At 65.9% G+C, this 21950-nt stretch carries 19 protein-coding genes and 1 pseudogene; 5 read left to right on the top strand and 15 right to left on the bottom strand.

Annotated elements, in window-relative coordinates:
* Nucleotides 1-12: 12 nt before the first annotated feature.
* Nucleotides 13-1191: an OpgC family protein gene (locus AB8P05_RS04130; RefSeq protein ID WP_472758916.1), complete on the bottom strand. Its 1179-nt coding sequence runs from the start codon at nucleotides 1189-1191 to the stop codon at nucleotides 13-15.
* A gap of 589 nt (nucleotides 1192-1780) precedes the next feature.
* Here AB8P05_RS04130 and AB8P05_RS04125 point away from each other — a divergent pair.
* On the top strand, nucleotides 1781-2878 hold the full coding sequence (locus AB8P05_RS04125) for a TRAP transporter substrate-binding protein (RefSeq protein WP_472758915.1): 1098 nt from the start codon (nucleotides 1781-1783) through the stop codon (nucleotides 2876-2878).
* Between the two features lie 210 nt (nucleotides 2879-3088).
* Here the strand turns inward: AB8P05_RS04125 and AB8P05_RS04120 are convergent, their stop codons facing one another.
* The 9 genes from AB8P05_RS04120 to AB8P05_RS04080 all read right to left on the bottom strand — a co-directional run bounded on the left by AB8P05_RS04120 (nucleotide 3089) and on the right by AB8P05_RS04080 (nucleotide 11823).
* On the bottom strand, nucleotides 3089-3898 hold the full coding sequence (locus AB8P05_RS04120) for an MBL fold metallo-hydrolase (RefSeq protein ID WP_472758914.1): 810 nt from the start codon (nucleotides 3896-3898) through the stop codon (nucleotides 3089-3091).
* Nucleotides 3895-4674 carry a TatD family hydrolase gene (locus AB8P05_RS04115; protein WP_472758913.1) on the bottom strand — a complete coding sequence of 260 codons (780 nt, stop codon included), beginning with the start codon at nucleotides 4672-4674 and terminating at the stop codon, nucleotides 3895-3897. The genes AB8P05_RS04120 and AB8P05_RS04115 overlap by 4 nt, the downstream gene beginning before the upstream one ends.
* Before the next feature lie 9 nt (nucleotides 4675-4683).
* Entirely contained in the window at nucleotides 4684-6387 is a 1704-nt protein-coding gene (gene metG, locus AB8P05_RS04110) for a methionine--tRNA ligase (RefSeq protein WP_472758912.1), read from the bottom strand.
* Nucleotides 6282-7394: a DNA polymerase III subunit delta' gene (locus tag AB8P05_RS04105; protein ID WP_472758911.1), complete on the bottom strand. Its 1113-nt coding sequence runs from the start codon at nucleotides 7392-7394 to the stop codon at nucleotides 6282-6284. The genes metG and AB8P05_RS04105 overlap by 106 nt, the downstream gene beginning before the upstream one ends.
* Nucleotides 7391-8050 carry a dTMP kinase gene (gene tmk, locus AB8P05_RS04100; RefSeq protein ID WP_472759308.1) on the bottom strand — a complete coding sequence of 220 codons (660 nt, stop codon included), beginning with the start codon at nucleotides 8048-8050 and terminating at the stop codon, nucleotides 7391-7393. Before tmk ends, AB8P05_RS04105 begins: the two co-directional genes overlap by 4 nt.
* 11 nt (nucleotides 8051-8061) lie before the next feature.
* Nucleotides 8062-9264, bottom strand: a complete 1203-nt coding sequence (locus tag AB8P05_RS04095) for a D-alanyl-D-alanine carboxypeptidase family protein (RefSeq protein ID WP_472758910.1) — start codon at nucleotides 9262-9264, stop codon at nucleotides 8062-8064.
* Between the two features lie 86 nt (nucleotides 9265-9350).
* Nucleotides 9351-10322: a septal ring lytic transglycosylase RlpA family protein gene (locus tag AB8P05_RS04090; RefSeq protein WP_472758909.1), complete on the bottom strand. Its 972-nt coding sequence runs from the start codon at nucleotides 10320-10322 to the stop codon at nucleotides 9351-9353.
* A gap of 159 nt (nucleotides 10323-10481) precedes the next feature.
* Nucleotides 10482-11336, bottom strand: coding sequence for a YdcF family protein (locus AB8P05_RS04085; RefSeq protein ID WP_472758908.1), 855 nt, complete (start codon nucleotides 11334-11336; stop codon nucleotides 10482-10484).
* Nucleotides 11337-11475: 139 nt separating this feature from the next.
* Nucleotides 11476-11823, bottom strand: a complete 348-nt coding sequence (locus AB8P05_RS04080) for a hypothetical protein (protein ID WP_472758907.1) — start codon at nucleotides 11821-11823, stop codon at nucleotides 11476-11478.
* 205 nt (nucleotides 11824-12028) lie between these two features.
* Between AB8P05_RS04080 and AB8P05_RS04075 the strand changes: the two genes are divergently transcribed.
* Nucleotides 12029-14896, top strand: a complete 2868-nt coding sequence (locus AB8P05_RS04075) for a [protein-PII] uridylyltransferase (protein ID WP_472758906.1) — start codon at nucleotides 12029-12031, stop codon at nucleotides 14894-14896.
* Nucleotides 14897-15047: 151 nt separating this feature from the next.
* On the opposite strand, the gene ccoG is transcribed toward AB8P05_RS04075, so the two are convergent.
* Both ccoG and AB8P05_RS04065 read right to left on the bottom strand, forming a co-directional pair.
* Entirely contained in the window at nucleotides 15048-16565 is a 1518-nt protein-coding gene (gene ccoG / locus AB8P05_RS04070) for a cytochrome c oxidase accessory protein CcoG (RefSeq protein WP_472758905.1), read from the bottom strand.
* Between the two features lie 122 nt (nucleotides 16566-16687).
* Nucleotides 16688-17266: an HD domain-containing protein gene (locus tag AB8P05_RS04065; protein WP_472758904.1), complete on the bottom strand. Its 579-nt coding sequence runs from the start codon at nucleotides 17264-17266 to the stop codon at nucleotides 16688-16690.
* 85 nt (nucleotides 17267-17351) lie between these two features.
* On the opposite strand from AB8P05_RS04065, the pseudogene AB8P05_RS04060 reads away from it, so the two are divergent.
* Together AB8P05_RS04060 and AB8P05_RS04055 are read left to right on the top strand one after the other, a co-directional pair.
* Nucleotides 17352-18541, top strand: a pseudogene (locus tag AB8P05_RS04060) (vWA domain-containing protein).
* Nucleotides 18542-18677: 136 nt separating this feature from the next.
* Nucleotides 18678-19970 (top strand): hypothetical protein, encoded by a 1293-nt coding sequence (locus AB8P05_RS04055; protein WP_472758903.1) that lies wholly within the window; start codon nucleotides 18678-18680, stop codon nucleotides 19968-19970.
* Nucleotides 19971-20168: 198 nt separating this feature from the next.
* On the opposite strand, the gene AB8P05_RS04050 is transcribed toward AB8P05_RS04055, so the two are convergent.
* From AB8P05_RS04050 to AB8P05_RS04040, 3 genes are read right to left on the bottom strand one after another with little or no spacing between them, the layout of a single operon-like run.
* A complete protein-coding gene (locus AB8P05_RS04050; protein WP_472758902.1) occupies nucleotides 20169-20345 on the bottom strand; it encodes a hypothetical protein in 177 nt (58 codons plus the stop codon).
* Between the two features lie 45 nt (nucleotides 20346-20390).
* Nucleotides 20391-20741 carry a type II toxin-antitoxin system RelE/ParE family toxin gene (locus AB8P05_RS04045; RefSeq protein WP_472758901.1) on the bottom strand — a complete coding sequence of 117 codons (351 nt, stop codon included), beginning with the start codon at nucleotides 20739-20741 and terminating at the stop codon, nucleotides 20391-20393.
* 7 nt (nucleotides 20742-20748) lie between these two features.
* Complete coding sequence (locus AB8P05_RS04040) at nucleotides 20749-20973, bottom strand: hypothetical protein (protein ID WP_472758900.1); 225 nt, start codon at nucleotides 20971-20973, stop codon at nucleotides 20749-20751.
* Nucleotides 20974-21198: 225 nt separating this feature from the next.
* Between AB8P05_RS04040 and AB8P05_RS04035 the strand changes: the two genes are divergently transcribed.
* Nucleotides 21199-21939, top strand: coding sequence for a hypothetical protein (locus AB8P05_RS04035; RefSeq protein WP_472758899.1), 741 nt, complete (start codon nucleotides 21199-21201; stop codon nucleotides 21937-21939).
* The last annotated feature ends 11 nt before the right edge of the window (nucleotides 21940-21950 follow it).

The following is a 21950-nucleotide window of genomic DNA, read 5'->3' as shown; positions in this document are numbered from 1 at the left end:
ACCCCCGTCCCTTCATGCGCCCACATTCCTGCTGGCCGTGACCCTGCCGTGGCGGCGCGCCCGTTCGGCCGACTGGTACCATATCAGGAAGCGGGCCAGCAGCACCATCGTGGCGATGCCGAACACCGTGACAAGGAATTGTGCCGAAAGCGATCCGCTGACATGGACCAGCACGGTCTGCCCGGCGAAGGACAGCAGCACGCCCAGGCAGAACACCTGCAGCGACTGCCGCCCGCAGTCGAGCACCGGGGCGGCCAGCGGCCCGCGCAGCCAGGACGCGCCGGGCGGCACCAGCCACAGGACCAGATAGGTCAGCGCGAAGAAATGCAGCAGCCGCAGCGGGTCGAGGTCGGTCTTGCTGATGGGGTAGAGGATCTCCGCCACCCTTTCCGGGATCACCGTGTGCAGCGGGGGGAACTTCCAGGACAGCGTCAGGAACAGGCTGGCCAGCAGGATGGCGACCGCGACGGCCATCACCGGCAGGCGGAAGCGGGTCAGGGACGCGCGCAACTCCGGCTGGAACTGAAGCGCGCCGCCGGCCACGAACAGCAACTGCCAGGTGAAGGGGTTGAAGTACCAGACGCCGCCGTCGGGATGGGTGGGCAGGTTCCAGCCCCAGTAACGCGCCGCCAGATAGACCGCGCCGGAGCCGGCCAGGACCGCCAGCGGCCGGCGGCGCAGCGCTGGCAGCAGCAGGGGAAAGGCCAGCAGAAGCACGATGTAGAGCGGCAGCACGTCCAGGTTGGCCGGCCGGAACTTCAGCAGAAGGGCCTGGGTCAGGGCGGTGACGGGATCCTGGAAATAGCTGGCGATGCCCATCTCCTCCGCGAACAGCGGACTGTCGAAGGCGCGGGCGGTGTAGGCGATCTGCGCGGTGAAGGCGAAGAACAGGATGATGTAGGTGGCGTAGAGCGTCCAGCAGCGGTGCAGAACCTGCGCCGCCGTCATCGGCATGCCCTGCCGCTCCAGCGTCCGGCCATAGACCAGCGCCGCGGTGTAGCCGGAGATGAAGACGAAGATCTCCGTGGCGTCGCTCAGGCCGAAATTGCGCGGCGTCAGCCAGGAGATCTGGTTGGCCGGGATGTGGTTGACGAAGATGAACCACAGGGCCAGCCCGCGGAAGAAATCCAGCCGCAGGTCACGCGCCGCGGCGGCTTCCGCCCCGCGCTCCGTCGCAGTCGCCTCTTTCATGGCCATCCAACCCGCAAGTTCCCGTTCTCCCTCATCAACACTCCAGCCCGGCCGCTGCTCCGCGGCTGGACGATTTCCAGGACCTTCGGCTGTTCCTGCAACAAATGGGGGTATCGCCGCCGGTTTCGAGTGGGTGGGTGGCGGACCCTGCGCAGCCGGCGCCGGAGCGGAGTGGTTGAGCACCCCCGCGGCTTCGCGCCGCACCGTTAAACCTCTGAAATACGGACGTCAATTCCGCTTCGCGCTTGATCCCGACCGTTGGCTTACTGCATAATCCGGTCAGCGAAAGAAAGCTGGGACGGATCGGCCCAAAGGCCGGCTGCAACCCGGATGGATGGGAGGAAGCGCGAGTAGAGACCGGAAACGGCCGGGCCGCCCATGCGCAGGCGCCTGAGTTTCCGCGATGTCCCCAATGCGCCGTCCGGCTTGGCCGGGCGTGCATCCCGACCACTCCCGCTTTTCCCGCTCAACCGGTGCCGTCCGGTCCCGTCGAGGGGCCGGCTTTGCCGGTTGCGGGCCGGCTGACCCCGGTCCGGCTATAAGAACGCATAACAACGCATAACAGAGAACGGACAAAGGGAGCTTCTGGATGAAACGTCGTGCATTTCTGACCTCGGCCGGTGTGGGCGTCGCCGCCAGCACGCTTGCCGCCCCCGCCATCGCCCAGTCCTCGCCCGAGATCAAGTGGCGTTGCGCCTCCAGCTTCCCGAAGAGCCTCGACACCATCTATGGCGGTGCCGAGTTCGTGTCCAAGCGCGTGGCCGAGCTGACCGACGGCAAGTTCCAGATCCGCGTTTTCGCGGCCGGTGAGATCGTCCCGGCGCTGCAGGTTCTGGATGCGGTCAAGGACGGCACGATCGAGTGCGGCCATACCGTCTCCTACTATTACGTCGGCAAGGATCCGACCTTCGCCTTCGACGCGGCGATGCCGTTCGGCCTGAACGCCCGCCAGCAGAACGCCTGGATGACCCATGGCGGCGGCAAGGAGCTGATGGCGGAGTTCTTCGCCGGCCACAACCTCGTCGCCATCGGCGCCGGCAACACCGGCACCCAGATGGGCGGCTGGTTCCGCAAGGAAATCAAGTCGGTCGAGGACCTGAAGGGCCTGAAGTTCCGCATCGGCGGCTATGCCGGCACCATCATGGCCCGCCTGGGCGTCGTGCCGCAGCAGATCGGCGGCGGCGACATCTACCCGGCGCTGGAGAAGGGCACCATCGACGGCGCCGAGTTCGTCGGCCCCTATGACGACGAGAAGCTCGGCTTCAACAAGGTCGCTAAGTACTACTACTATCCCGGCTGGTGGGAAGGCGGCCCGCAGGTCTCCATGATGTTCGGCAAGGAGAAGTTCGAATCGCTGCCGCCGGCCTACAAGGCGGCGCTGCACGCGGCCTGCGCCGACGCCACGCTGGACATGCTGGGCAAGTACGACGTCCAGAACATGACCGCGCTGAAGCGTCTGGTCGCCGCCGGCACCCAGCTGCGTCCCTTCCCCAACGAGGTGATGCAGGCCTGCTATCAGGCCGCCATCGAGGTGTACGAGGAAGAAGCGGCGAAGAACGAGAAGTTCCGCAAGATCTACGAGGCGTGGAAGAAGTTCCGCGAGGAGGAGTATCTGTGGTTCCGCGTCGCCGAATACAGCTTCGACCGCTTCGTCTACGCGGCCCCGCCGCTTGAGAAGAAGAAGTAAGGCGGAGTTTGGGGGGCGTCGGCTTCGATTGCCCCCACCCCAACCCTCCCCCGCTGGGCGGGGAGGGGGCAAGTGCTTAGGCGGGAGAGGGGCGGCAGTCCCTCCCCGCCCAGCTCTCGCACAAAGCTATGCTTTGTGCTGACGCGGCAGGCGGACCGTAGGTCCGCTGAGAGCGGGGAGGTTAGGTGGGGGCATTCGTAAGCCAACCCCTCACACCTCGATCACCATCCCATCAAACGCCGGCTCGACCCCCTCCGGCAGCATCCGCCGCAGGCTGTCGTAGTCCATCGTGTTGTCCATGTGGGTCAGATAGGCCCGCCGCGGCTGCACCCGCGCGATCCATTCCAGCGTCAGCGCCAGATGCGCATGCACCGGATGCGGCGGCTCGATCCGGCCGCAATCGACCATCCAGGTGTCCACCCCCGCCAGCGCTTCGAACGCGCGTTCGTCCAGCCGCACCACGTCGGTCGAATAGGCGAAGCGCCCGAACCGGTAGCCGACCGTCCGCATATAGCCGTGGTCCTGCTCGAACGGCGTCACCTCCAGCCCGCTCACGCTGAACGGGCCGTCGATGCGGTGCGACCTCAGCACCGGGCGGTAGAAGGGATAGCCGTCGGGCAGCGGATCGAAGCAGTAGGGGAAGCGGATCTCGATGTCGCGCAGATGCTCGTCCCAGCCATAGGCGTCGATGGGCGCATGCATCTGCCGGCAGATCTCGCGCAGTTCGTCGATGCCGTGGCAGTGGTCGGCATGCTGGTGCGTCCACAGCACGGCGTCCAGCCGCGCGCAGCCGCTGTCGAGCAGCTGCTGCCGCAGGTCGGGGGAGGTGTCGACCAGGACCGACACTTCGCCGCTCTCGACCAGCACCGACGGGCGCATGCGGCGGTTCTTCGGGTTGGTCGGATCGCAGCGGCCCCACTGGCCGCCCGGCACCCCGGCGATCACCGGCACGCCGCGCGACCCGCCACAGCCAAGGACGGTTACGCGCACAGCACCGGTTGATGCGCCGTCCACACTCATGCAGCCGCCTTGGCGAACAGGCGGAAGAAGTTGTCGGTGGTGACGCGGGCCAGCTCGTCTGCCGACACGCCCTTCACCTCCGCCACGCAGGCGGCGGTGTGGGCGACATAGGCCGGCTCGTTGCGCTTGCCGCGGAAGGGGATCGGCGCCAGATAGGGCGCGTCCGTCTCCACCAGGATGCGGTCGAGCGGCACGTCCTTCACGATGGCGCGGAGATCCTCCGACTTCTTGAAGGTGACGATCCCCGACAGCGACAGGCTGAAGCCGTACTCCACCGCCTCCTCCGCCAGCGCCCGGCCGGAGCTGAAGCAGTGCAGCAGCCCCTTCACCTTTTGTCCGGCCGCTTCCTCCTTGACGATGCGCATGGTGTCGTCGTCGGCGTCGCGGGTGTGGATGATCAGCGGCAGGCCGGTCTCCAGGCTGGCGCGGATGTGCCGGCGGAAGCACTCCTGCTGCTGGTCGCGCGGGCTCTTGTCGTAGAAATAGTCGAGCCCGGTCTCGCCCAGCCCGATCACCTTGGGATGGCGCGACAGCTCCACCAGCTTGTCCACGGTGGTGATGGCGAACTCCTCTGCCGCCTGATGGGGATGGACCCCAACCGAGCAGAGGATGTCGTCATAGCGCTCGGCCACCGCCAGGATGCGGTCGAACCGGCTGATATAGGTGCAGATGGTGACCATCCGCCCGATGCCGGCCTGCCGGGCGCGGTCGACGACCGCGTCCAGCTCTTCGGCGAAATCGGGAAAGTCGAGATGGCAATGGCTGTCGACGAGCATAAGGGAAACTCAGGCCTTCGGTTCTTCGACGTAACGCGGGAAGACGCCCTGCGGCGTCGGCAGCGGCGTGCCGGCGACCAGCGCCCCCAACGGACCCAGCGTGCCGAAGCCGCGCGCGTCCGGACCCAGCGCCAGCAGGTCGAGGATCCGGGCGGAGGCGTCCGGCATCACCGGCTGGGTCAGGATGGCGAGATGGCGGATCGTCTCGGCCAGCACATACAGCACCGTCGCCATGCGCGCCGGATCGGTCTTCTTCAGCGCCCAGGGGGCCTGTTCGTCGACATAGCGGTTGGCGTCGCCGACCACGGCCCAGATGGCGTCCAGCGCCTTGTGGAAGGCCTGCGCCCTGATCTCCGCCCGCACGATATCGAGCATGCCGTAGGCCGAGCCAAGCAGCGCGTTGTCGGCTTCGGTGAACTCACCCGGCGTCGGCACGGCGGCGCCGCAGTTCTTGCCGATCATCGACAGGACGCGCTGCACCAGATTGCCGTAATCGTTGGCGAGGTTGCCGTTGATCCGGTTGACCATCTGCTTGTGCGAGAAGTCGCCGTCATTGCCGAACGGCACTTCGCGCAGCAGGAAATAGCGGGTCTGGTCGAGGCCGTAGGTGTTGACCAGCGTTTCCGGCGCGATGACGTTGCCCAGCGACTTCGACATCTTCTGGCCTTCGATCGTCCACCAGCCATGGGCGAAGACCCGCTTGGGCGGCTGCAGGCCGGCGGCCATCAGGAAGGCCGGCCAGTAGACGGCATGGAAGCGCAGGATGTCCTTGCCGACCATGTGCAGGTCGGCCGGCCAGTATTTGGCATACTCGCCCGTCGTGTCGGGATAGCCGACGGCGGTGATGTAGTTCGCCAGTGCGTCGAGCCAGACATACATGATGTGGGCGTCGTCGCCCGGCACCGGGATGCCCCACTTGAAGGTGGTGCGGCTGACCGACAGGTCCTTCAGCCCCGACTTGACGAAGGCCATCACCTCGTTGCGCTTGCCGGCCGGCGCGATGAAGTCCGGATTCTGCTCGTAGAACTCGATCAGCCGGTCCTGCCAGGCCGAGAGCTTGAAGAAGTATGAGGGCTCCTCGACCCACTCGCACTCGGCGCCGGTCGGGGCGATCTTCTTGCCCTCGGCGTTGGTGGTCAGCTCGTCCTCGCCGTAGAAGGCTTCGTCGCGAACCGAATACCAACCGGCATAGGAGCCGAGGTAAATCTCGCCCTTCTCCTTCAGCACCGTCCACAGCGCCTGAACCGACTTGACGTGGCGCGGCTCGGTGGTGCGGATGAAGTCGTCGTTGGAATAATTCATCAGCGACACGAGATCGCGGAAGTTCTGCGACACCCGGTCGGTGAAGTCCTGCGGCGGGATGCCGGCCTTCTCCGCCGACTTCTCCACCTTCTGGCCGTGCTCGTCGGTGCCGGTCAGGAACTTCACGTCATAGCCGTCGAGGCGCATGAACCGGGCGAGGACGTCGCAGGCAAGCGTCGTGTAGGCGTGGCCGATGTGCGGCACGTCGTTCACGTAATAGATCGGCGTCGTCAGGTAGAAGGTCTTCGGCCCGGCCATTTGCGGCACTTTCTTCCAGTAGGTTTGTCGGCTCGTCTCGAAAAACGCTAGGCGGCGGCCGTTTCCAGCGCCGACAGCGCGTTCAGGACCACCTGCTTGCGGTCCAGGTTTGCGGATTCCGCGCGCGCGAAAAGACGCTGAACCTTTTCCCACACCTCCACCCAACGTTCAAGGCCGCGGGCGTTGGCCAGCCGGGTCATCAGGGCGGCCTCGCCCGGCACCACCTCCGCCGGCCAGGAGCCGCGGGCGAGCGACCGGGCGAAGCGGGCCAGCCACCAGACCAGCAGCTCCGTCGCCGTCTCGAACATCCCGTCGTCCTGTTTGCGGGTCAGCTTGTCGCCGAAGGCGTGGGCCGCGACGATGTCGATGCGCGGCAGGTCCGACAACAGCCCGATCATCTCGCGGTAGAGCGCCAGCCCGCCCGCATCGGCCAGATCGATGGCGCGGCCGACGCTGCCCTCCGACAGGCGGGCCAGCGCCGGACGGTCGTCGGCGGCGATGTCGGGCCGGTGCTGCCCCAGCAGGTCGATCACCGTTTCCTCCGCCAGCGGCTTCAGCGTCAGCTTGCGGCAGCGCGAGCGGATGGTCGGCAGCATCCCGCCGGGATTGTCGCTGACCAGCAGCAGCAGGGCGCCGGGCGGCGGCTCCTCCAGGATCTTCAGGATGGCGTTCAGGCCGCTCAGGTTCATGCGGTCGGCGCCGTCGATCACCGCGACGCGCCAGCCGCCTTCCGCCGAGGTGCGGCGCAGGAAGGGGCCGATCTTGCGCACGTCGTCCACCGCGATGTCGCGCTTCAGCCGGTCCTTCTTCTCGTCGCGCTGGCGCTCCACCGTCAGCAGGTCGGCATGGCCGCCCGAGGCCACCCGCCGGAACACCGGATGGTCCGGGCCGATGTGCAGGGACGTGACCGGAGCATTCCCACCGAACAGGCTGTCGCCCGGCTGCTCCTGCGCCAGGACGAAGCGGGCGAAGCGGAAGGCCAGCGTCGCCTTGCCGATTCCCGGCGTCCCGCCGATCAGCCAGGCATGCGGCAGCCGGCCGGAGTTCCACGCCTCCAGCAGCAGCCGCTCCGCCTCCTCATGGCCGACGAGGTCGGGGTTGCGCCGGGGGGCGAGCGCCTCCTCCGCGGCCGGGGCGGCCGGGGTGCGCGCCTTGCTCAAGACACCAGCCCCAACCGGCCGGACACCGCGTCCCAGATGCGCGCCTGCACGGTGTCGAGGTCGGCATCGGCGTCCACCACCGCGCAGCGCTCGGGCTCCCGCCGGGCGATGTCGAGGAAACCGTCGCGCAACCGCTGGTGAAAGCCGATGTCCATCCGCTCATAGCGGTCCTCGCCGCCATGGCGCGCCACCGCGCGGCGCAGCCCCGTCTCCACGTCGATGTCGAGGATCAAGGTCAGGTCGGGGCGGAAGCCGCCCAGCGCCGCCGTCTGCAGGGTCTCCACCAATTCCCGCCCCAGCCCCAGCCCATAGCCCTGATAGGCCATGGTGCTGTCGAAGAAGCGGTCGCACAGCACCCAGTTGCCGGCCTCCAGCGCCGGCCAAACCGTGCGCTCCAGATGGTCGCGGCGGGCGGCGGTGTGCAGCAGTGCCTCGGTCACCGGGCTCCAGCGCCCGGTCTCGCCGGTCACCAGCAGGCCGCGGATCTCCTCGGCCCCCGGTGACCCGCCCGGCTCCCGCGTCGTCACCAACTCCAGGCCGCGGGTGCGCAGGGCCTCCCGCAGGGTTTCGGCCAGCCGGCGCAGCTGCGTCGACTTGCCGGCCCCTTCGCCGCCTTCCAGCGTGATGAAGCGCCCGCGATGTGGAGAGGTCGGCATGGTCGTCACGGTCACAGGCTGTTGCCGAAGACGAGATACTTGGCGGCGGCGAAGGCGCGGCCGAAGATGCCGGCCTTCGGCACGTCCTGGGCGGCCACCACCGGCACCTCCTTGCCCGGGAAGCCGGGGGCGGTGATCACCAGCTTGCCCACCGTGTCACCCTTCTTGATCGGTGCGGCGACCGGGGCGTTGCTGACCAGCGACACCTTCATGCCGGGGCGGTCGGCGCGGCCCATGGTGACGCTCAGGTTCTGCGGCACGGTGACGGGCACCGTCTCCTGCTCGCCCAGCCAGACCGGCACCTGCTCGATCGTCTCGCCGCCCTTGTAGAGCGTGTAGGTGGCGAATTCGCGGAAGCCCCACTCGATCAGGCGGGCCGACTCATCGGCGCGCGCCTGCATGCTGGGCAGGCCGTTCACCACCAGCAGCAGGCGGCGCCCCTCGCGCTCGCCCGACGCGGTCAGGCCGTAGCCGCCGGCTTCGGTATGGCCGGTCTTCATGCCGTCCACGTCCATGCCGCGGTACAGCAGCGGGTTGCGGTTGCCCTGGTTGATGCCGTGATACTTGAACTCCCGGATCGAGTAGTAGTGGTAGTATTCCGGATAGTCCTTGATGAGATGCTCGGCCAGCAGCGCCAGATCGCGCGCGGTCATGTAGTGGTTGGGGTCGGGCCAGCCGGTGGAATTGACGAAGTTGCTGCCCTTCAGCCCCAGCTCGCGCCCCTTGCGGTTCGCCTGCTCGGCGAAGGAGCCCTCGGACCCGGCCAGACCCTCGGCCAGCACGATGCAGGCGTCGTTGCCGGACTGGACGATCATGCCCTTGATGAGGTCGTCAACCTTGATGTTGTTGTGAAGCTCCACGAACATCTTGGAGCCCTGCATCCGCCACGCCCGCTCGCTGACCGGCAGCGAGCTCTCCAGCGTCAGGCGGCCGGCCTTGATCGCCTCGAAGGTCAGGTAGGCGGTCATGATCTTGCTCATCGACGACGGCGCCATGCGCTCGTCGGCGTTCTTCTCGAACAGCACGGTGTTCGAGGTGAGGTCGAGCAGGATCGCCTGCTTGGCGATGGTGTCGATGGTCGCAGCCTGGACGGAGGCCGCGGTCATGCCGGCGCCTATCGCGGCCCCGGCCATCGCGATTCCGGCCGCCATTCCGGCCGAAAGGGCGACGGAACGGCCGAAAACGGCGCACAGGCGGACGACAACAGCGTTCATGGCAACAATCCTCCAAGGGCACTCGGTCACAGGCGCTGGGCACAGCGGTCGAGGTGGGCGGTCACAGTGGACATCGGCTGGCCGGTTCATTCCACCACGATTTTGGCCTCCGTAAGGCCGGCCTGTATGATCTGGTTGAGCAGGGTGTCGGCACGATCGACGCTGTCCAGCGGCCCGACCCTGACGCGATGCAGGGACATGCCGCCCGACCGCGTCAGGCTGACGCTGGCGCGCTGGCCCATGGCGGACAGCCGGGCGCGGGCCTTCGCCACATTCTCTTCGCTGCCGAAGGCGCCGACCTGGACATAGATCGCCTCCTGCGGCTTCACCGGCAACTGCGCCACCACCGGCGCCGGGACGAACCGGCCTTCCGACATGCTGCCGGCGACGGTGGCGGGCGGCGGCACCGGGGCGCCGACCACCGCCGGGCGCGGCGCTCCGGTCGAAGCCGACACCGTCGTCACCGGCCCGGCCGGTCCGGACACCTCGATCCGGCCACGCGGAGCGGCCTTGGGCGGCGGGCCGTCGATCTCCGCCAGCAGCGGGGCCGGGGTTCCCTGGCGCGCCGCGGCGGCGATGGCCCGGCTTTCCTCCGCCAGGATCTGCACGCGGACCTTCGCCGTGCCGGGACCGTCGAAGCCCAGCAGTTGGGCGCCGCGGCGCGACATGTCGATGATGCGGCCGTTGGCATAAGGACCGCGGTCGTTGACCCGCACCACGATGGAGCGACCGTTGTCCAGGTTGGTGACGCGCACCAGGCTCGGCATCGGCAGGGTCCGGTGCGCGGCGGTCAATTCGTTCTGGTCGTAGATCTCGCCGTTGGCGGTGTTCTTCTCATGGAAGCCGGGCCCGTACCAGGAGGCGATGCCCGTCTCGTCGTAGCTGTAGTCTTCCTTGGGATAATACCAGACGCCGTTGATCTGATAGGGCTTTCCCACCTTGTAGATGCCGCTGGTCGGCAGGCCCGAGCCGGTGCCGGCGGGCTTCTGCGCACAGGCGGCGAGCGTTGCCACGCCGACCAGCACGACGATCCTGCCCACCCCGCGCCAGCGACGCATCCGCCAAACCCCTCGATCTCCCGGTCGCCTCGAACCGCCAAGGCGGCGGCACTCTAGCGGAGTGGCACGGCCACGCCAATGGCTGGAAACGCCCGGAAACACGATGACACAGGCGGAGCGGGATCCTGGCCCCCGGGCGTCGAACTCAGGACGTCGAATTCAGGGCGCCGGAAACAGCGCCGCGGTGCGCCCCATCATCCAGTAGGCGGTCAGGCCGATCCATTCCCGCACCGCATCGTCCAGGATCACCAGATTCTGGGCGAACTCGAAGCGGATATAAGGCTTGGCGCCGGTCCGCGTGCGGTAATCGACGGGGTAGGGGATCACCTCCCAGCCGACGGCACGGAAGATGCCGACCGACCGCGGCATGTGCATGGCGGAGGTGACGAGGACCCAGCGCTCGCCCGGCGCCGGCTTCACCAGCTCCTTGCTCAGCACGGCGTTCTCCCAGGTGTTGCGGGACTGCGCCTCGTAGATCACGCGGTCCTCGGGGATGCCGGCCTGCAGGAGGGCGGCGCGGGCGGTCACGTCCTCCTTGTATTCCTGCCCGAGCAGCCGGCCGGACCCGCCGGTGAAGACCGCCTTGGCTTGCGGATGGCGGCGGACGAGGTCGGCGAAGCCCAGGATCCGCTCCGCCGCATCATTCAGGGAGGGATCGCCGCGGTCGGCGGTGATCGGCGGGTTGAGGGCGCCGCCCAGCATGATGATGCCGTCGATCCGCCCGTCCGGCTCGCTCTTGGGAAAGCGGTTTTCCAGCGGCAGCGCCACCAGCGCGCCCAATCCGGTGTAGGTCACCAGCAGCAGCAGGACCGCCGCCAGCGTGACCATCCGCTTGCCCGCCCGCTGCCAGCGCCGCGTCCGCAGCAGCAGCGCTCCCAGAGCCACCGTCAGAACCAGCGCATTGCCCGGCGCCATCACGGCCCAGAACAGCTTCGACAGGATGAAGGACAGCACCGGACGGTCCATGGCCGTGGAAGGGTGGCCAGCATAAGCGCGGCGGTCGCCGGTGGGCAACGGCGCTAAACTCCCAAATCCCCCTCTCCCCCCGGTGAGAGGGTCGGGGTGAGGGGATGCATTGGGTGGATTCTCGGTAAAATCCCGCCGCGCTTCCCCCTCACCCTAACCCTCTCCCCGGGGGGAGAGGGGATCCTTTTCACGCCGCCGCTCTGACCGCCATCCGCCGCTCCACCATCTGCAGCCCATGCGCCCGGTACTGCGCCTGGACGATGGACGCCCAGCCCATCCGGATCAGCGTCAGCTTCACCGCGTCCGACACGTCGTCGCCGGTGACGAGGTCGGTGACCTGCCACATCAGCGTGTCGTCGACCGAGCGCGGATACATCGCCGCCACCCGCAGCAGCCGCGCCATCAGCGCCGCCGTCGACTGGCGGCCGAGACCCCGTTCGGCCAGCGTCAGCGCATCGTTCAGCGCCGCCAGCTCCCGCCGCGCCTTCACCGAAACTTCGCCCGCCGCGCGACCCGTGCTTTTTCCGCCGGTCATGGCCCGTCTCCCCTATTGCGATCCATGTGGGACAGTCTCTCCTCGCAATCCGGGTGCCGCTGTGACGGCCGTCACTCCCCCATGGCCGCGGGGCTGGTTTTCCAGTGCGGGCGTGCTACCTGAAGGCTTTACCGCTATAGTGCGGATGCCGCGGCCCGTCCGGATCGCCCGAAAGCCGCCAGAATGCCGAGGTTTTCCCCGACCGATGCTGTCCGCCCGCTCCAAGACGCCGACGCCGCCCGAATCCGTTGCGCCGGCCATCCCGAACAAGCGCGCCATCATCTCCCGCCGCAAGCTGTCGGGGGAGTTGGAGGATCTGGTCGCCGAACACGGCACCGGCGACAAGCTGCGCCCGGCGCTGATCGCCTGCCTGCGCAAGGCGCTGGCCGACGGCCGGGCGGAGGTGCGGCGCCGCTTCGACGACGGCGGGTCGGGCGAGCAGTGCGTGCGGGAGAACTGCTATCTCGCCGACCGGGTGGTCGGCACGCTGGCCGACTTCACCGTCCGCCACATCTTCCCCACCGCCAATCCGACCTCGGGCGAGGTGTTCGACGTGGCGGCCACCGGCGGCTACGGCCGCGGCGAGCTGGCGCCCTTCTCCGACATCGACCTCTTGTTCCTGCTGCCCTACAAGCGCACGCCGCGGGTGGAGCAGGTGGTCGAATACATGCTCTACATCCTGTGGGATCTGGGGCTGAAGGTCGGCCATGCCGTGCGCAGCGTGGACGACTGCATCCGCCAGTCCAAGGCCGACGTCACCATCCGCACCGCCATCCTCGAATCGCGCTATCTCTGGGGTCCCGGCAAGCTCTTCGCCGAGCTGCGCAAGCGCTACGACAAGGAGGTCGTCGCCGGCTCCGGTCCCGAATTCGTCGAGGCCAAGCTGGCGGAGCGCGACAACCGCCACCTGAAGATGGGCGACAGCCGCTATGTGCTGGAACCCAACCTGAAGGACGGCAAGGGGGGCCTGCGCGACCTGCAGACCCTGTTCTGGATTGCCAAGTACCTCTACCGCGTCGAGGGCGTGGACGAGCTGGTCGGCAAGAAGGTGCTGACGCCGGAGGAGGCGCAGCGCTTCGCCAAGGCGCAGAACTTCCTGTGGACCGCGCGCTGCCACCTGCATTACCTGACCGGCCGGCTGGAAGACCGCCTGACCTTCGACGTCCAGACCAGCATCGGCGCCGCCATGGGCTACACCGACCATGCCGGCACCAAGGGCGTCGAGCGCTTCATGAAGCATTACTTCCTTGTCGCCAAGGACGTCGGCGACCTGACGCGCATCTTCTGCGCGGCGCTGGAGGCCGAATCGAAGCGTCCGCCCAAGTTCAACCTGCTGCGGCTGGCCTCGGTCGCCCGGCGCAAGGACGTGGACGGCTTCATCGTCGACGGCGAGCGGCTGAACGCCCGCAGCGACAAGCAGTTCAAGGAACAGCCGATCGACATGATCCGCCTGTTCCACACCGCCCAGATCCACGACATCGACATCCATCCGGCGGCGCTGCGCGCCATCACCCGCTCGCTGTCCGCCATCGGGCCGAAGCTGCGCAACGATCCCGAAGCCAACCGGCTGTTCCTTGAGATTTTGACCGGTCCCAAGGATCCGGAGATCACGCTTCGCCGCATGAACGAAGCCGGAGTGATGGCCCGCTTCATCCCCGACTTCGGCCGGGTCGTGGCCCAGATGCAGTATGACATGTACCATGTCTACACGGTGGACGAGCACACGCTGTTCGCCCTCGGCATCCTGCACAAGATCGCCTCGCGCGAGCATGCCGACGAGCTGCCGCTGTCCACCGAGGTGATCCACAAGGTGGTGTCGAAGCGCGCGCTCTATGTCGCCGTGCTGCTGCACGACATCGCCAAGGGTCGCGGCGGCGACCATTCGGTGCTGGGCGCCCGCGTGGCGGAGAAGCTCTGCCCCCGCCTTGGCCTAACGGCGGAGGAGACGGAAACGGTGGCGTGGCTGGTGCGCTGGCACCTCGCCATGTCCCACACCGCCTTCAAGCGCGACCTGGAGGACGACAAGACCGTCCGCGACTTCGTGGCGCTGGTCCAGTCGCCGGAACGCCTGCGCCTGCTGCTGGTGCTGACGGTGGCGGACATCCGCGCGGTGGGGCCGCAGCGTTGGAACAACTGGAAGGCCACGCTTCTCCGCGAGCTCTACAACCGCTCCGAAGAGGTGATGTCCGGCGGCATGACGGTGGAGGGCAGGGGACGCCGCATCCAGGCCGCCCAGTCCGCCCTGCGCGCCGAGCTGACCGATTTCGACGATGCCGCCTTCGAGCATCACAAGGGGTTGGGCTATCCCGGCTACTGGCTGGCCTTCGACACCGACACGCTGGCCCATCAGGCCCGCATCGTCCGCGACGCCGAGCGGGAGCAGCGCCCGTTGACGGTGGAAACCCGCGTCGACCGCGGCCGCGCGGTGACGGAGGTGACGATCTACGCCACCGACCACAGCGGCCTGTTCTCCCGCCTCGCCGGGGCGCTGGCCGCCTGCGGGGCGGACATCGTCGATGCCCGCATCTTCACCATGACCAACGGCATGGCGCTCGACGTCTTCTCGGTGCAGGACGCCGCCGGCGGCGGTGCGTTCGAGAGCGGCGACAAGCTCGCCAAGCTGTCGGTGATGATCGAGAAGGTGCTGTCGGGCCAGCTGAAGCCGCTGAACGACCTGTCCACCCGCCGCACCACCCAGGCCAGCCGCACCCGCGTCTTCCATGTGCCGCCGCGCGTGCTGATCGACAACAACGCCTCCACCACCCACACGGTGATCGAGGTGAACGGCCGCGACCGACCCGGCCTGCTCTACGACCTGACCCGGGCGCTGTCGAACCTGACCCTGCAGATCAGCTCGGCCAAGGTCTCCACCTTCGGCGAGAAGGCCATCGACGTCTTCTATGTGAAGGACGTCTTCGGCCTGAAGGTGACGCATGACGGCAAGCTGGCGAAGATCAAGGAACGCCTGCTGAGCGCGCTCGACGACCCCACCGGCGACGCCCCGCCGCCCGCGACCGTGAAGCGGACAAGGACGAAGGTGACGGGGGTAAGGAAGGCCCTTCCGGAGCGGTAACCCTCTCCCGTAGCGGATACCCTCTCCCCCCGGGGAGAGGGCTGGGTGAGGGGGATGCACATGCCGAACCTTCGTCGAAGTCCCGCCGCGCATCCCCCTCACCCTGACCCTCTCCCCAGGGGGAGAGGGGATTGGTTCCCCGAAACGGCCGTTACGGCGCCATGAACACGCTGGCGTGCTTGCCGACCTCGCCGCTCGCCTGATCCTTGGCGATCACCGACACATCCGTCGAGCCGGACTTCACAGCCGACGCCGGCACCTTCACGAACACGCGGTAGGTCGCCACCGAGTCCGCCTCCCCCTTCAGCGTCAGGCTGCCGCCGCTTCCGGCCTCGTCATTGCCGGCCACCGACAGATGCGCGTCGCGCAGCCCCTCGACCGTCACCGCATAGCTGCGGGCGATGTGCGTCTTGTTCAGCAGCTTGATGGTGTAGGCGTTCTGCACCGACCCGTCCGACAGGGTCACGAACAGCGGCGCCCGGTCGCGCAGCACGCTGACGTCCAGCGTCGGGCGCAGCACCAGCGCGATGGCCATGGCGCAGACGACGATCACCATGATGAGCGAATAGATGACGGTGCGGGCGCGCACCAGCTTCACCCGTTCCGGCTTGCCGTCGATCTTGGCGATCTGGTTCGACTGGGTGTCGAAGCGCACGAGGTCGAGCGGCCGGCCGATCTGCTTCATCACGTCGTTGCAGGCATCCACGCACAGGCCGCAGCCGATGCAGGAGATCTGCTGGCCTTCGCGGATGTCGGTGCCGGTGGGGCAGACATGGACGCACTGCTTGCAGTCGATGCAGTCGCCCAGCCCCGCCGCCTTGCGCTCCTCCCAGCTCTGCGACTTGCGCAGCGGCGCGCGGCCCTCGCCGCGCCAGTCCTCATAGGTGACCAGGAAGGTGTCCTCGTCCACCATCGCCGACTGGAAGCTGCGCCACGGGCAGACATAGATGCAGATCTGCTCGCGCGCCCAGCCGGCGAAGAAATATGTGGTGAAGCTGAACAGCGCGATGAAGGTGGCGACGCCGCTGGTGATGTTGCCATGCAGCAGGTCGTTCATCAGCGTCGGCGCGTCGTTGAAGTAGAAGACCCACGCCCCGCCGGTCAGCACGGAGATCGCCACCCACGCCGCATGCTTGGCGGTCTTGCGCGCCAGCTTGGCCCCGGTCATCGGCGCCTTGTCCAGCCGGATGCGGGCGGTGCGCGGCCCTTCGATCTTGCGTTCCACCCACATGAACAGGTCGGTCCACACCGTCTGCGGGCAGGCATAGCCGCACCAGACGCGCCCGAACAGGGTGGTGGCGAAGAAGATGCCGAAGGTGCCGAGAATCAGCAGGCCGGTCAGGTAATAGACCTCCTGCGGCCAGATTTCGATCCACAGGAAGTAGGCCCGGCGCCCGACCATGTCGATCAGCACCGCCTGGTCCGGGATGCCCGGCCCGCGTTCCCAGCGAATCCACGGCGTGACGTAGTAGATCGCCAGCAGAACGATCAGGGCCGCCCATTTCAGTTGGCGGAAGCGCCCTTTGACGTCGGCGGCATAGACCTTCGGCCGGTTCACGAACCAGTGCCGGCCCGGCTCCTCATGCGGTTCGGCGTGGGAGGAGGCGGCCGGCCTGGCCGCTTGCGCGGGGCGGCGGGTGAGGGTGGAGTCTTCTTGCGGAAGGGACATGGCGTGGTTCCTCGGCCGTCGGCGGCACGGGTGGCGTCAGCTTCGTCCCTTCTCCATAAGACTTCCGTCATGGAGCCGCATTGCGCGATATCAATCGGCCCCCGCTTTATCCCTCCCCAGCCTCACACCGTCTGCCCGCGCAGCTCCGCCAGCCCGTCGTGATAGGCGCGGTCGAACAGGGCCTCCAGCCGGGCGTCGGTGCCGCGCAGGCCGGCGACCACCGCATGGGCCCATTCGAAATACTCGACCTTGCGCGACAGCGGCCAGTCGGCGGGCGGGCTGTGCGCCATGGACCGCAGGTTCGACACCTTGTCGGCCAGCTTCACCAGCTTCGCCCGCGTCGAGGCATGGGGGGCGGCGTCGATCTGGTGCTGCTTGCGCTCGGCCTTCGACATGCGCTTGTCGTCGGTGGTCTCGGCGACGACCTGCACCACCTCCGCGCCGAACAACTGCTCGATCTCCTCATAGCTGGCGTCGGTGTCCTCCAGCGTGTCGTGCAGCAGGGCCGCGATCACCACCACCGGGTCCTTGCCCGCCGTCGCCTCCGCCACCAGCAGGGCGACCTCCGACAGGTGGTTGACGTAGGGTTCGGCGCGCACGCCCTTGCGGCGCTGGTCGATGTGCTTGTGCGCGGCGAAATCCAGCGCCCGCGCAAAATCGAGGAGGGGAGCGCCCGGCAAGGAAGAGTTTGGAAGGCTCATGCTGTTCTCTCGGCTGGGGCATTGCATTATTCTCCGCCCCGGGGGAATCCCGCCCTTGGGGAACTCCGTGCGAAGGACCGCGCCCATGTTCACGTCTTTCTTCTTCGATCTGCGCAAGGCCGGCGTCCCCGTCTCGCTGACGGAGTACCTGACGCTCATGGAGGCCATGAAGCAGGGCACCGCGTCCTTCCGCGTCGAGGATTTCTATTATCTCAGTCGTGCATGCTTGGTTAAGGACGAACGCAACCTCGACCGCTTCGACCGCGTCTTCGGCGCCACCTTCAAGGGCCTGACCGACGAAACCCCGGCCGCCGACGAGGTCCCCGTCGCCGACCTGCCGGAGGAATGGCTGCGCAAGCTGGCCGAACGCTTCCTGACGGACGAGGAGAAGGCGCAAGTTCAGGCGCTCGGCGGCTGGGACAAGCTGATGGAGACGCTGGCCCAGCGCCTTGCCGAGCAGAAGGGCCGGCACCAGGGCGGATCGAAATGGATCGGCACCGCCGGCACCTCCCCTTCGGCGCCTACGGCTACAACCCGGAGGGTGTCCGCATCGGCCAGCACGAGAGCCGCCACCGCCGCGCCGTCAAGGTGTGGGACCGCCGCGAGTTCAGGAACCTGGACGACCGGGTGGAAATCGGCACCCGCAACATCAAGGTGGCGCTCCGCCGCCTGCGCAAATTCGCCCGCAGCGGTGCGGCCAGCGAACTGGACCTTCCCGGCACCATCCGCGCCACCGCCAACAACGCCGGCTGGCTCGACCTGAAGATGGTCCCGGAGCGCCACAACACGATCAAGGTGCTGCTGTTCCTCGACATCGGCGGCTCGATGGACGACCACATCCGGCTGGTGGAGGAGCTGTTCTCCGCCGCGCGCAGCGAATTCAAGCACCTGGAGCATTTCTACTTCCACAACTGCGTCTACGAGGGCGTCTGGCGCGACAACGCGCGGCGCCATACCGAGCGCATCTCCACCTGGGACGTGCTGCACACCTATCCCGCCGACTACAAGCTGGTCTTCGTCGGCGACGCCGCCATGAGTCCCTACGAGATCGTCTACCCCGGCGGCAGCGTCGAGCACTGGAACGAGGAGGCCGGGCAGGTGTGGATGCAGCGCCTGCTGTCGGTCTACGGCAAGGCCGTCTGGCTGAACCCGACCCCGCCGCAATACTGGGACTACACGGAAAGCACCCGCCTGCTCCAGCGCCTGATGGGCGGCCGGATGTTCCCACTGACGCTGGAGGGGCTGGACGGGGCTATGCGGGAGTTGGGGAGGTGATAGGTATTCAAAATCCGCTGTTCCATGAGTTTTAGTATACTAATTGGCTTATTAGGGATGGCTATAATAACCTCAGATGGATATTCAGATTAATTTTACTTTTTAAGTTTAGGAGTGCAGGAGTGCGCAATAATTTATGATTGTGGTGACCAAAGTGACAACCATTAGAAGTGTAAGGCTTTCCATCGATAGAAAAACCTGGAACCCGCCGAGAACGCCAACTTTTCCAACCGCATTCAATCCTATCAATCGCATTATTAATTTAGATGTACAGTCTATGCTTCACAGGTTGGGGCTGCTAACTACCCCTGTAACAGCATTGGGAATGTCTCTTGCGGAGCATTGGGCCTGGATAAGGTATTTTTATGCCTTTACCACTGCGCCAGCTGACAAGACTTTAACGTTGGCGCCGGAGTACGTTAACCTTGATCCCCATCAGAAAACGATTCTGAGTGATGACATTGGCGTTGCTGTGCCTGTGCACTGGCTGATGAATACACTCAACATTCATGAAATGCCAGTTGATGGTGTTTACTTTGTAAAAAGGATGGCTCATCTTCTTAATAAGCCGATTCGACGTACTAATAAGAGGGGGCCATTGAAGACTCCTGATTTTGTAATGAGAGATATATATGGCAAATGGCACGTTCTCGAGTGTAAAGGGACACAGTCAAGCATTTCTGCTAGAAATAAGCAGCTATCTCACAATACAAAGAAAGGAGCGAATGGCGCTGTTATTCAAAAAACAATGATTGAACTACGACCGGAGATTTCCGGTCAGCGCTTAGGTAGTGGATTGTTTATTGGAGTCCAGGGCGGAAAAGAGAAAAGTCATCTTAAGATTGTTGATCCTGAATATGTTCCTTTGATTGATGTGTCCAAAAATGACGAAACTCTTCTGGAGGATGTTGTTGTTAGAAGTGCGGTGTCTAAGTCTTTGATTTTGTCTGGCATGACCTCCGCGGGCTCGGCTTTTGGATCTCCTGAAGGCTTCCTTGAGTATTTTGATGATGTGTCGCCTATGAAGTTTCGGCCTCCATCCGGTAGTGGACGATTTGCTGGTAGGGAGGTGGAGGCGAGGCAAGAATTATCCGATTTAAGGAACAATGATACCGTTTTGATCAATAATGAGCTTTATTACATTGTGAATAGAAGAGTGGAGCTTCCAAGGCCACTGTATTTCGGTGGGCGTATGCTGAGCGCTTTCTTAGTACGGAATTATATATCAAATACAATGGTGGATGCTATTGAGGAAGGTGGATTTAAAGATAAGCCAATTGAAGGTGGTTCATCTGAATGGGGCGAAATGGTTGGCGGGACATCGATTGAAAGACATGGAGGGGCAACTGAATTATCTGTTGGGAAAATTTTCAAAATGAAGTTGATTGCAATGGAAGGTAATAAGGAATCTATCCCTATCGATCAATAACGACTAGGGGTACCCGTCGAATCACGCCACCCGAAACTTCTCCAGCGCCCGCAACACCGCTTCCGGTTCATGCTCGATCACGGCCAGATAGGCCGTGGTCGCGGCGGCCTTGCTCCCAGTCGCGCAGGCTGGCCGTGGGAAAGCCGAAGCGTTCGGCGAAGGCCGGCTGGGTCAACCGCAGCCGCTCGCGAATCTCCTTCACGCGCTGCCGAAGGTCGCGCGAATCAGGTCGGCGTCGGACAGGATCGGGGCGGCATCAGGGTTGCCGGCGACTTGCCGCGCGATCTCTTCGTCGGTCGTCGCGTCCACGGCCGCCCAGTCGATCCCCCGGAGCGGGTCTTCCGCCATTTCCTTGGTGACCTTTACCGTAGCCATGTCCGTTGCTCTCCCTCACCGGCTTTGTGGTGCCGAAGTTCCTATTCACCGCTCACTGAATTCACGCACCCGCTTCTTCAACGCCTTCCCGCGCGGCCCATACAAATCATCATGCTGGCAGATCAGCAGCGGTCGCACGATGTTGTTCTTGTCGGTGTAGATCAGCAGTATATCCGCCGCCAGATGGCATTCGCGGAAGCCGGACAGGTCGCCGGTCAGGTGGTGGTCGCGCATGCTGCGCGGCAAGTCGGTGGGCGGGCGTTCGATCTTGCAGCGGACGAAGGCGTGAAACGCCTCGACGATCTCCGGATGGTCGTCCCTGTAGCGCCGGTATAGCCTCTGGAATTCGTCGATCGGTTCGAAGCGCGCAACGACAGGTCCAGAGGGCGGCGCCATGAGGATGTCAGCCGTTTAACCAGCGGAGATAGTCTTCGCCGTTCATCGCCTCTCCGGAAGCCGGGGCTTCCGACAGAGTCTTCACCCGCTCGACGGTCTCCGTCTTATAGGACGGTTCGGCCACCGGGCGCGCAGCCACCACGAAGCGACCGGTTACGCTGTCGCGGTTCACGCGGACAGTGCCGACCTTCTTCTCGCTGCGATGCTCCAACGGTCTGCGTTGGGTGCCCATGGTCGAACTCCGACAAGCTGTCTTCGAAGACTACAGGTGGTGTCTTTCAGCGTCAAAAGCAAAGAGGCGCGTGGTCCGGTCCCGTTGCCGCACCCCGCAGTCTTCCGGCGGCAGGGCCAGTGCAAGCGGTCTCCGCAATCCGCAGAATATGAAAATTATCCTAGAATCCTGCAGAAAACCTCGCTGAAATAGGAGCGTCCACCCACCCACTCCCGGAGACACCCCATGCCCGACTGCCTGAACCCCGCCGAAGCCGCCACCTCCACCGCCCGTCCCGCCGACCGCTTCCCCTGCTGGGCCGAAGAGCCGCCGGTCCCGCCCGATGGCTCCCTCGTTCCCGGTTCGCGCTTTCACGAGGAACAGTGGGTGATGGCCGCCGGCATGCTGGCGCGGGGCGCTTCCTTCCAGCAGGTCGCCCGTGCCATGGGCTGCAGCCGCACCACGCTGTGGCGGGCCTATTACGGCTCGCAGCCCTTCCGCCATCGCGTCTGGTGGGAGAGGCAGGCGCTGAACCGCGAGGCGGATCTCCGCCTGGCCTCGCTCCGCGATCTGGTGACGGAGCAGATCGAACGGCTGGTGTCCATCGGCGATCCCGGCACCGTGCGCTGGCTGGCCGAGAAGCTGGGCCTGCTGAAGGAGTTCGGTGCCGACCGCACGGACACCGCCGCGGCCACCGCGAACAACCGCACCCCCGCTCCGGCCGCCGCGGAAGCCCCGGCCGCCGAATCGTCCGCCGCTCCGCCTCCGGCCTTCGACTCCACCTTCGATGACGACAGCATCCCCGGCGCGATCCGCGAGCGCCGCCTGCCGGAGCCGGAAGACATCGCCGCCATCCTCGCCCGGCCGGAGGCCGAGGGGCCGAAGGGCGTCTATCCCTGGACCTACAATCCCAGCGATCCCTACCCCAACCTGGGTTCGGCGTTGGAACGGCAGGGCGGGGAGGGGCCCTACACCCGCCGCCGGTGAACGGCTCCCGG

The sequence above is a fragment of the Azospirillum sp. VT-I1 genome (genome assembly GCF_055698305.1).
This window is presented reverse-complemented; position numbering and strand designations above follow the sequence as displayed.

Excerpts from the sequence above, each read along its gene's own strand:
- tmk (WP_472759308.1), bottom strand. The coding sequence starts at position 8,050 with ATGCCGACCTCTCCACATCGCGGGCGCTTCATCACGCTGGAAGGCGGC.
- AB8P05_RS04090 (WP_472758909.1), bottom strand. The coding sequence starts at position 10,322 with ATGCGTCGCTGGCGCGGGGTGGGCAGGATCGTCGTGCTGGTCGGCGTG.
- AB8P05_RS04115 (WP_472758913.1), bottom strand. The coding sequence starts at position 4,674 with ATGCTCGTCGACAGCCATTGCCATCTCGACTTTCCCGATTTCGCCGAA.
- AB8P05_RS04045 (WP_472758901.1), bottom strand. The coding sequence starts at position 20,741 with ATGGCGCCGCCCTCTGGACCTGTCGTTGCGCGCTTCGAACCGATCGAC.
- AB8P05_RS04120 (WP_472758914.1), bottom strand. The coding sequence starts at position 3,898 with ATGAGTGTGGACGGCGCATCAACCGGTGCTGTGCGCGTAACCGTCCTT.
- AB8P05_RS04125 (WP_472758915.1), top strand. The coding sequence starts at position 1,781 with ATGAAACGTCGTGCATTTCTGACCTCGGCCGGTGTGGGCGTCGCCGCC.
- AB8P05_RS04050 (WP_472758902.1), bottom strand. The coding sequence starts at position 20,345 with ATGGCTACGGTAAAGGTCACCAAGGAAATGGCGGAAGACCCGCTCCGG.
- AB8P05_RS04040 (WP_472758900.1), bottom strand. The coding sequence starts at position 20,973 with ATGGGCACCCAACGCAGACCGTTGGAGCATCGCAGCGAGAAGAAGGTC.
- AB8P05_RS04080 (WP_472758907.1), bottom strand. The coding sequence starts at position 11,823 with ATGACCGGCGGAAAAAGCACGGGTCGCGCGGCGGGCGAAGTTTCGGTG.
- AB8P05_RS04055 (WP_472758903.1), top strand. The coding sequence starts at position 18,678 with ATGATTGTGGTGACCAAAGTGACAACCATTAGAAGTGTAAGGCTTTCC.
- AB8P05_RS04130 (WP_472758916.1), bottom strand. The coding sequence starts at position 1,191 with ATGAAAGAGGCGACTGCGACGGAGCGCGGGGCGGAAGCCGCCGCGGCG.
- AB8P05_RS04095 (WP_472758910.1), bottom strand. The coding sequence starts at position 9,264 with ATGAACGCTGTTGTCGTCCGCCTGTGCGCCGTTTTCGGCCGTTCCGTC.
- AB8P05_RS04075 (WP_472758906.1), top strand. The coding sequence starts at position 12,029 with ATGCTGTCCGCCCGCTCCAAGACGCCGACGCCGCCCGAATCCGTTGCG.
- AB8P05_RS04035 (WP_472758899.1), top strand. The coding sequence starts at position 21,199 with ATGCCCGACTGCCTGAACCCCGCCGAAGCCGCCACCTCCACCGCCCGT.
- ccoG (WP_472758905.1), bottom strand. The coding sequence starts at position 16,565 with ATGTCCCTTCCGCAAGAAGACTCCACCCTCACCCGCCGCCCCGCGCAA.
- AB8P05_RS04065 (WP_472758904.1), bottom strand. The coding sequence starts at position 17,266 with ATGAGCCTTCCAAACTCTTCCTTGCCGGGCGCTCCCCTCCTCGATTTT.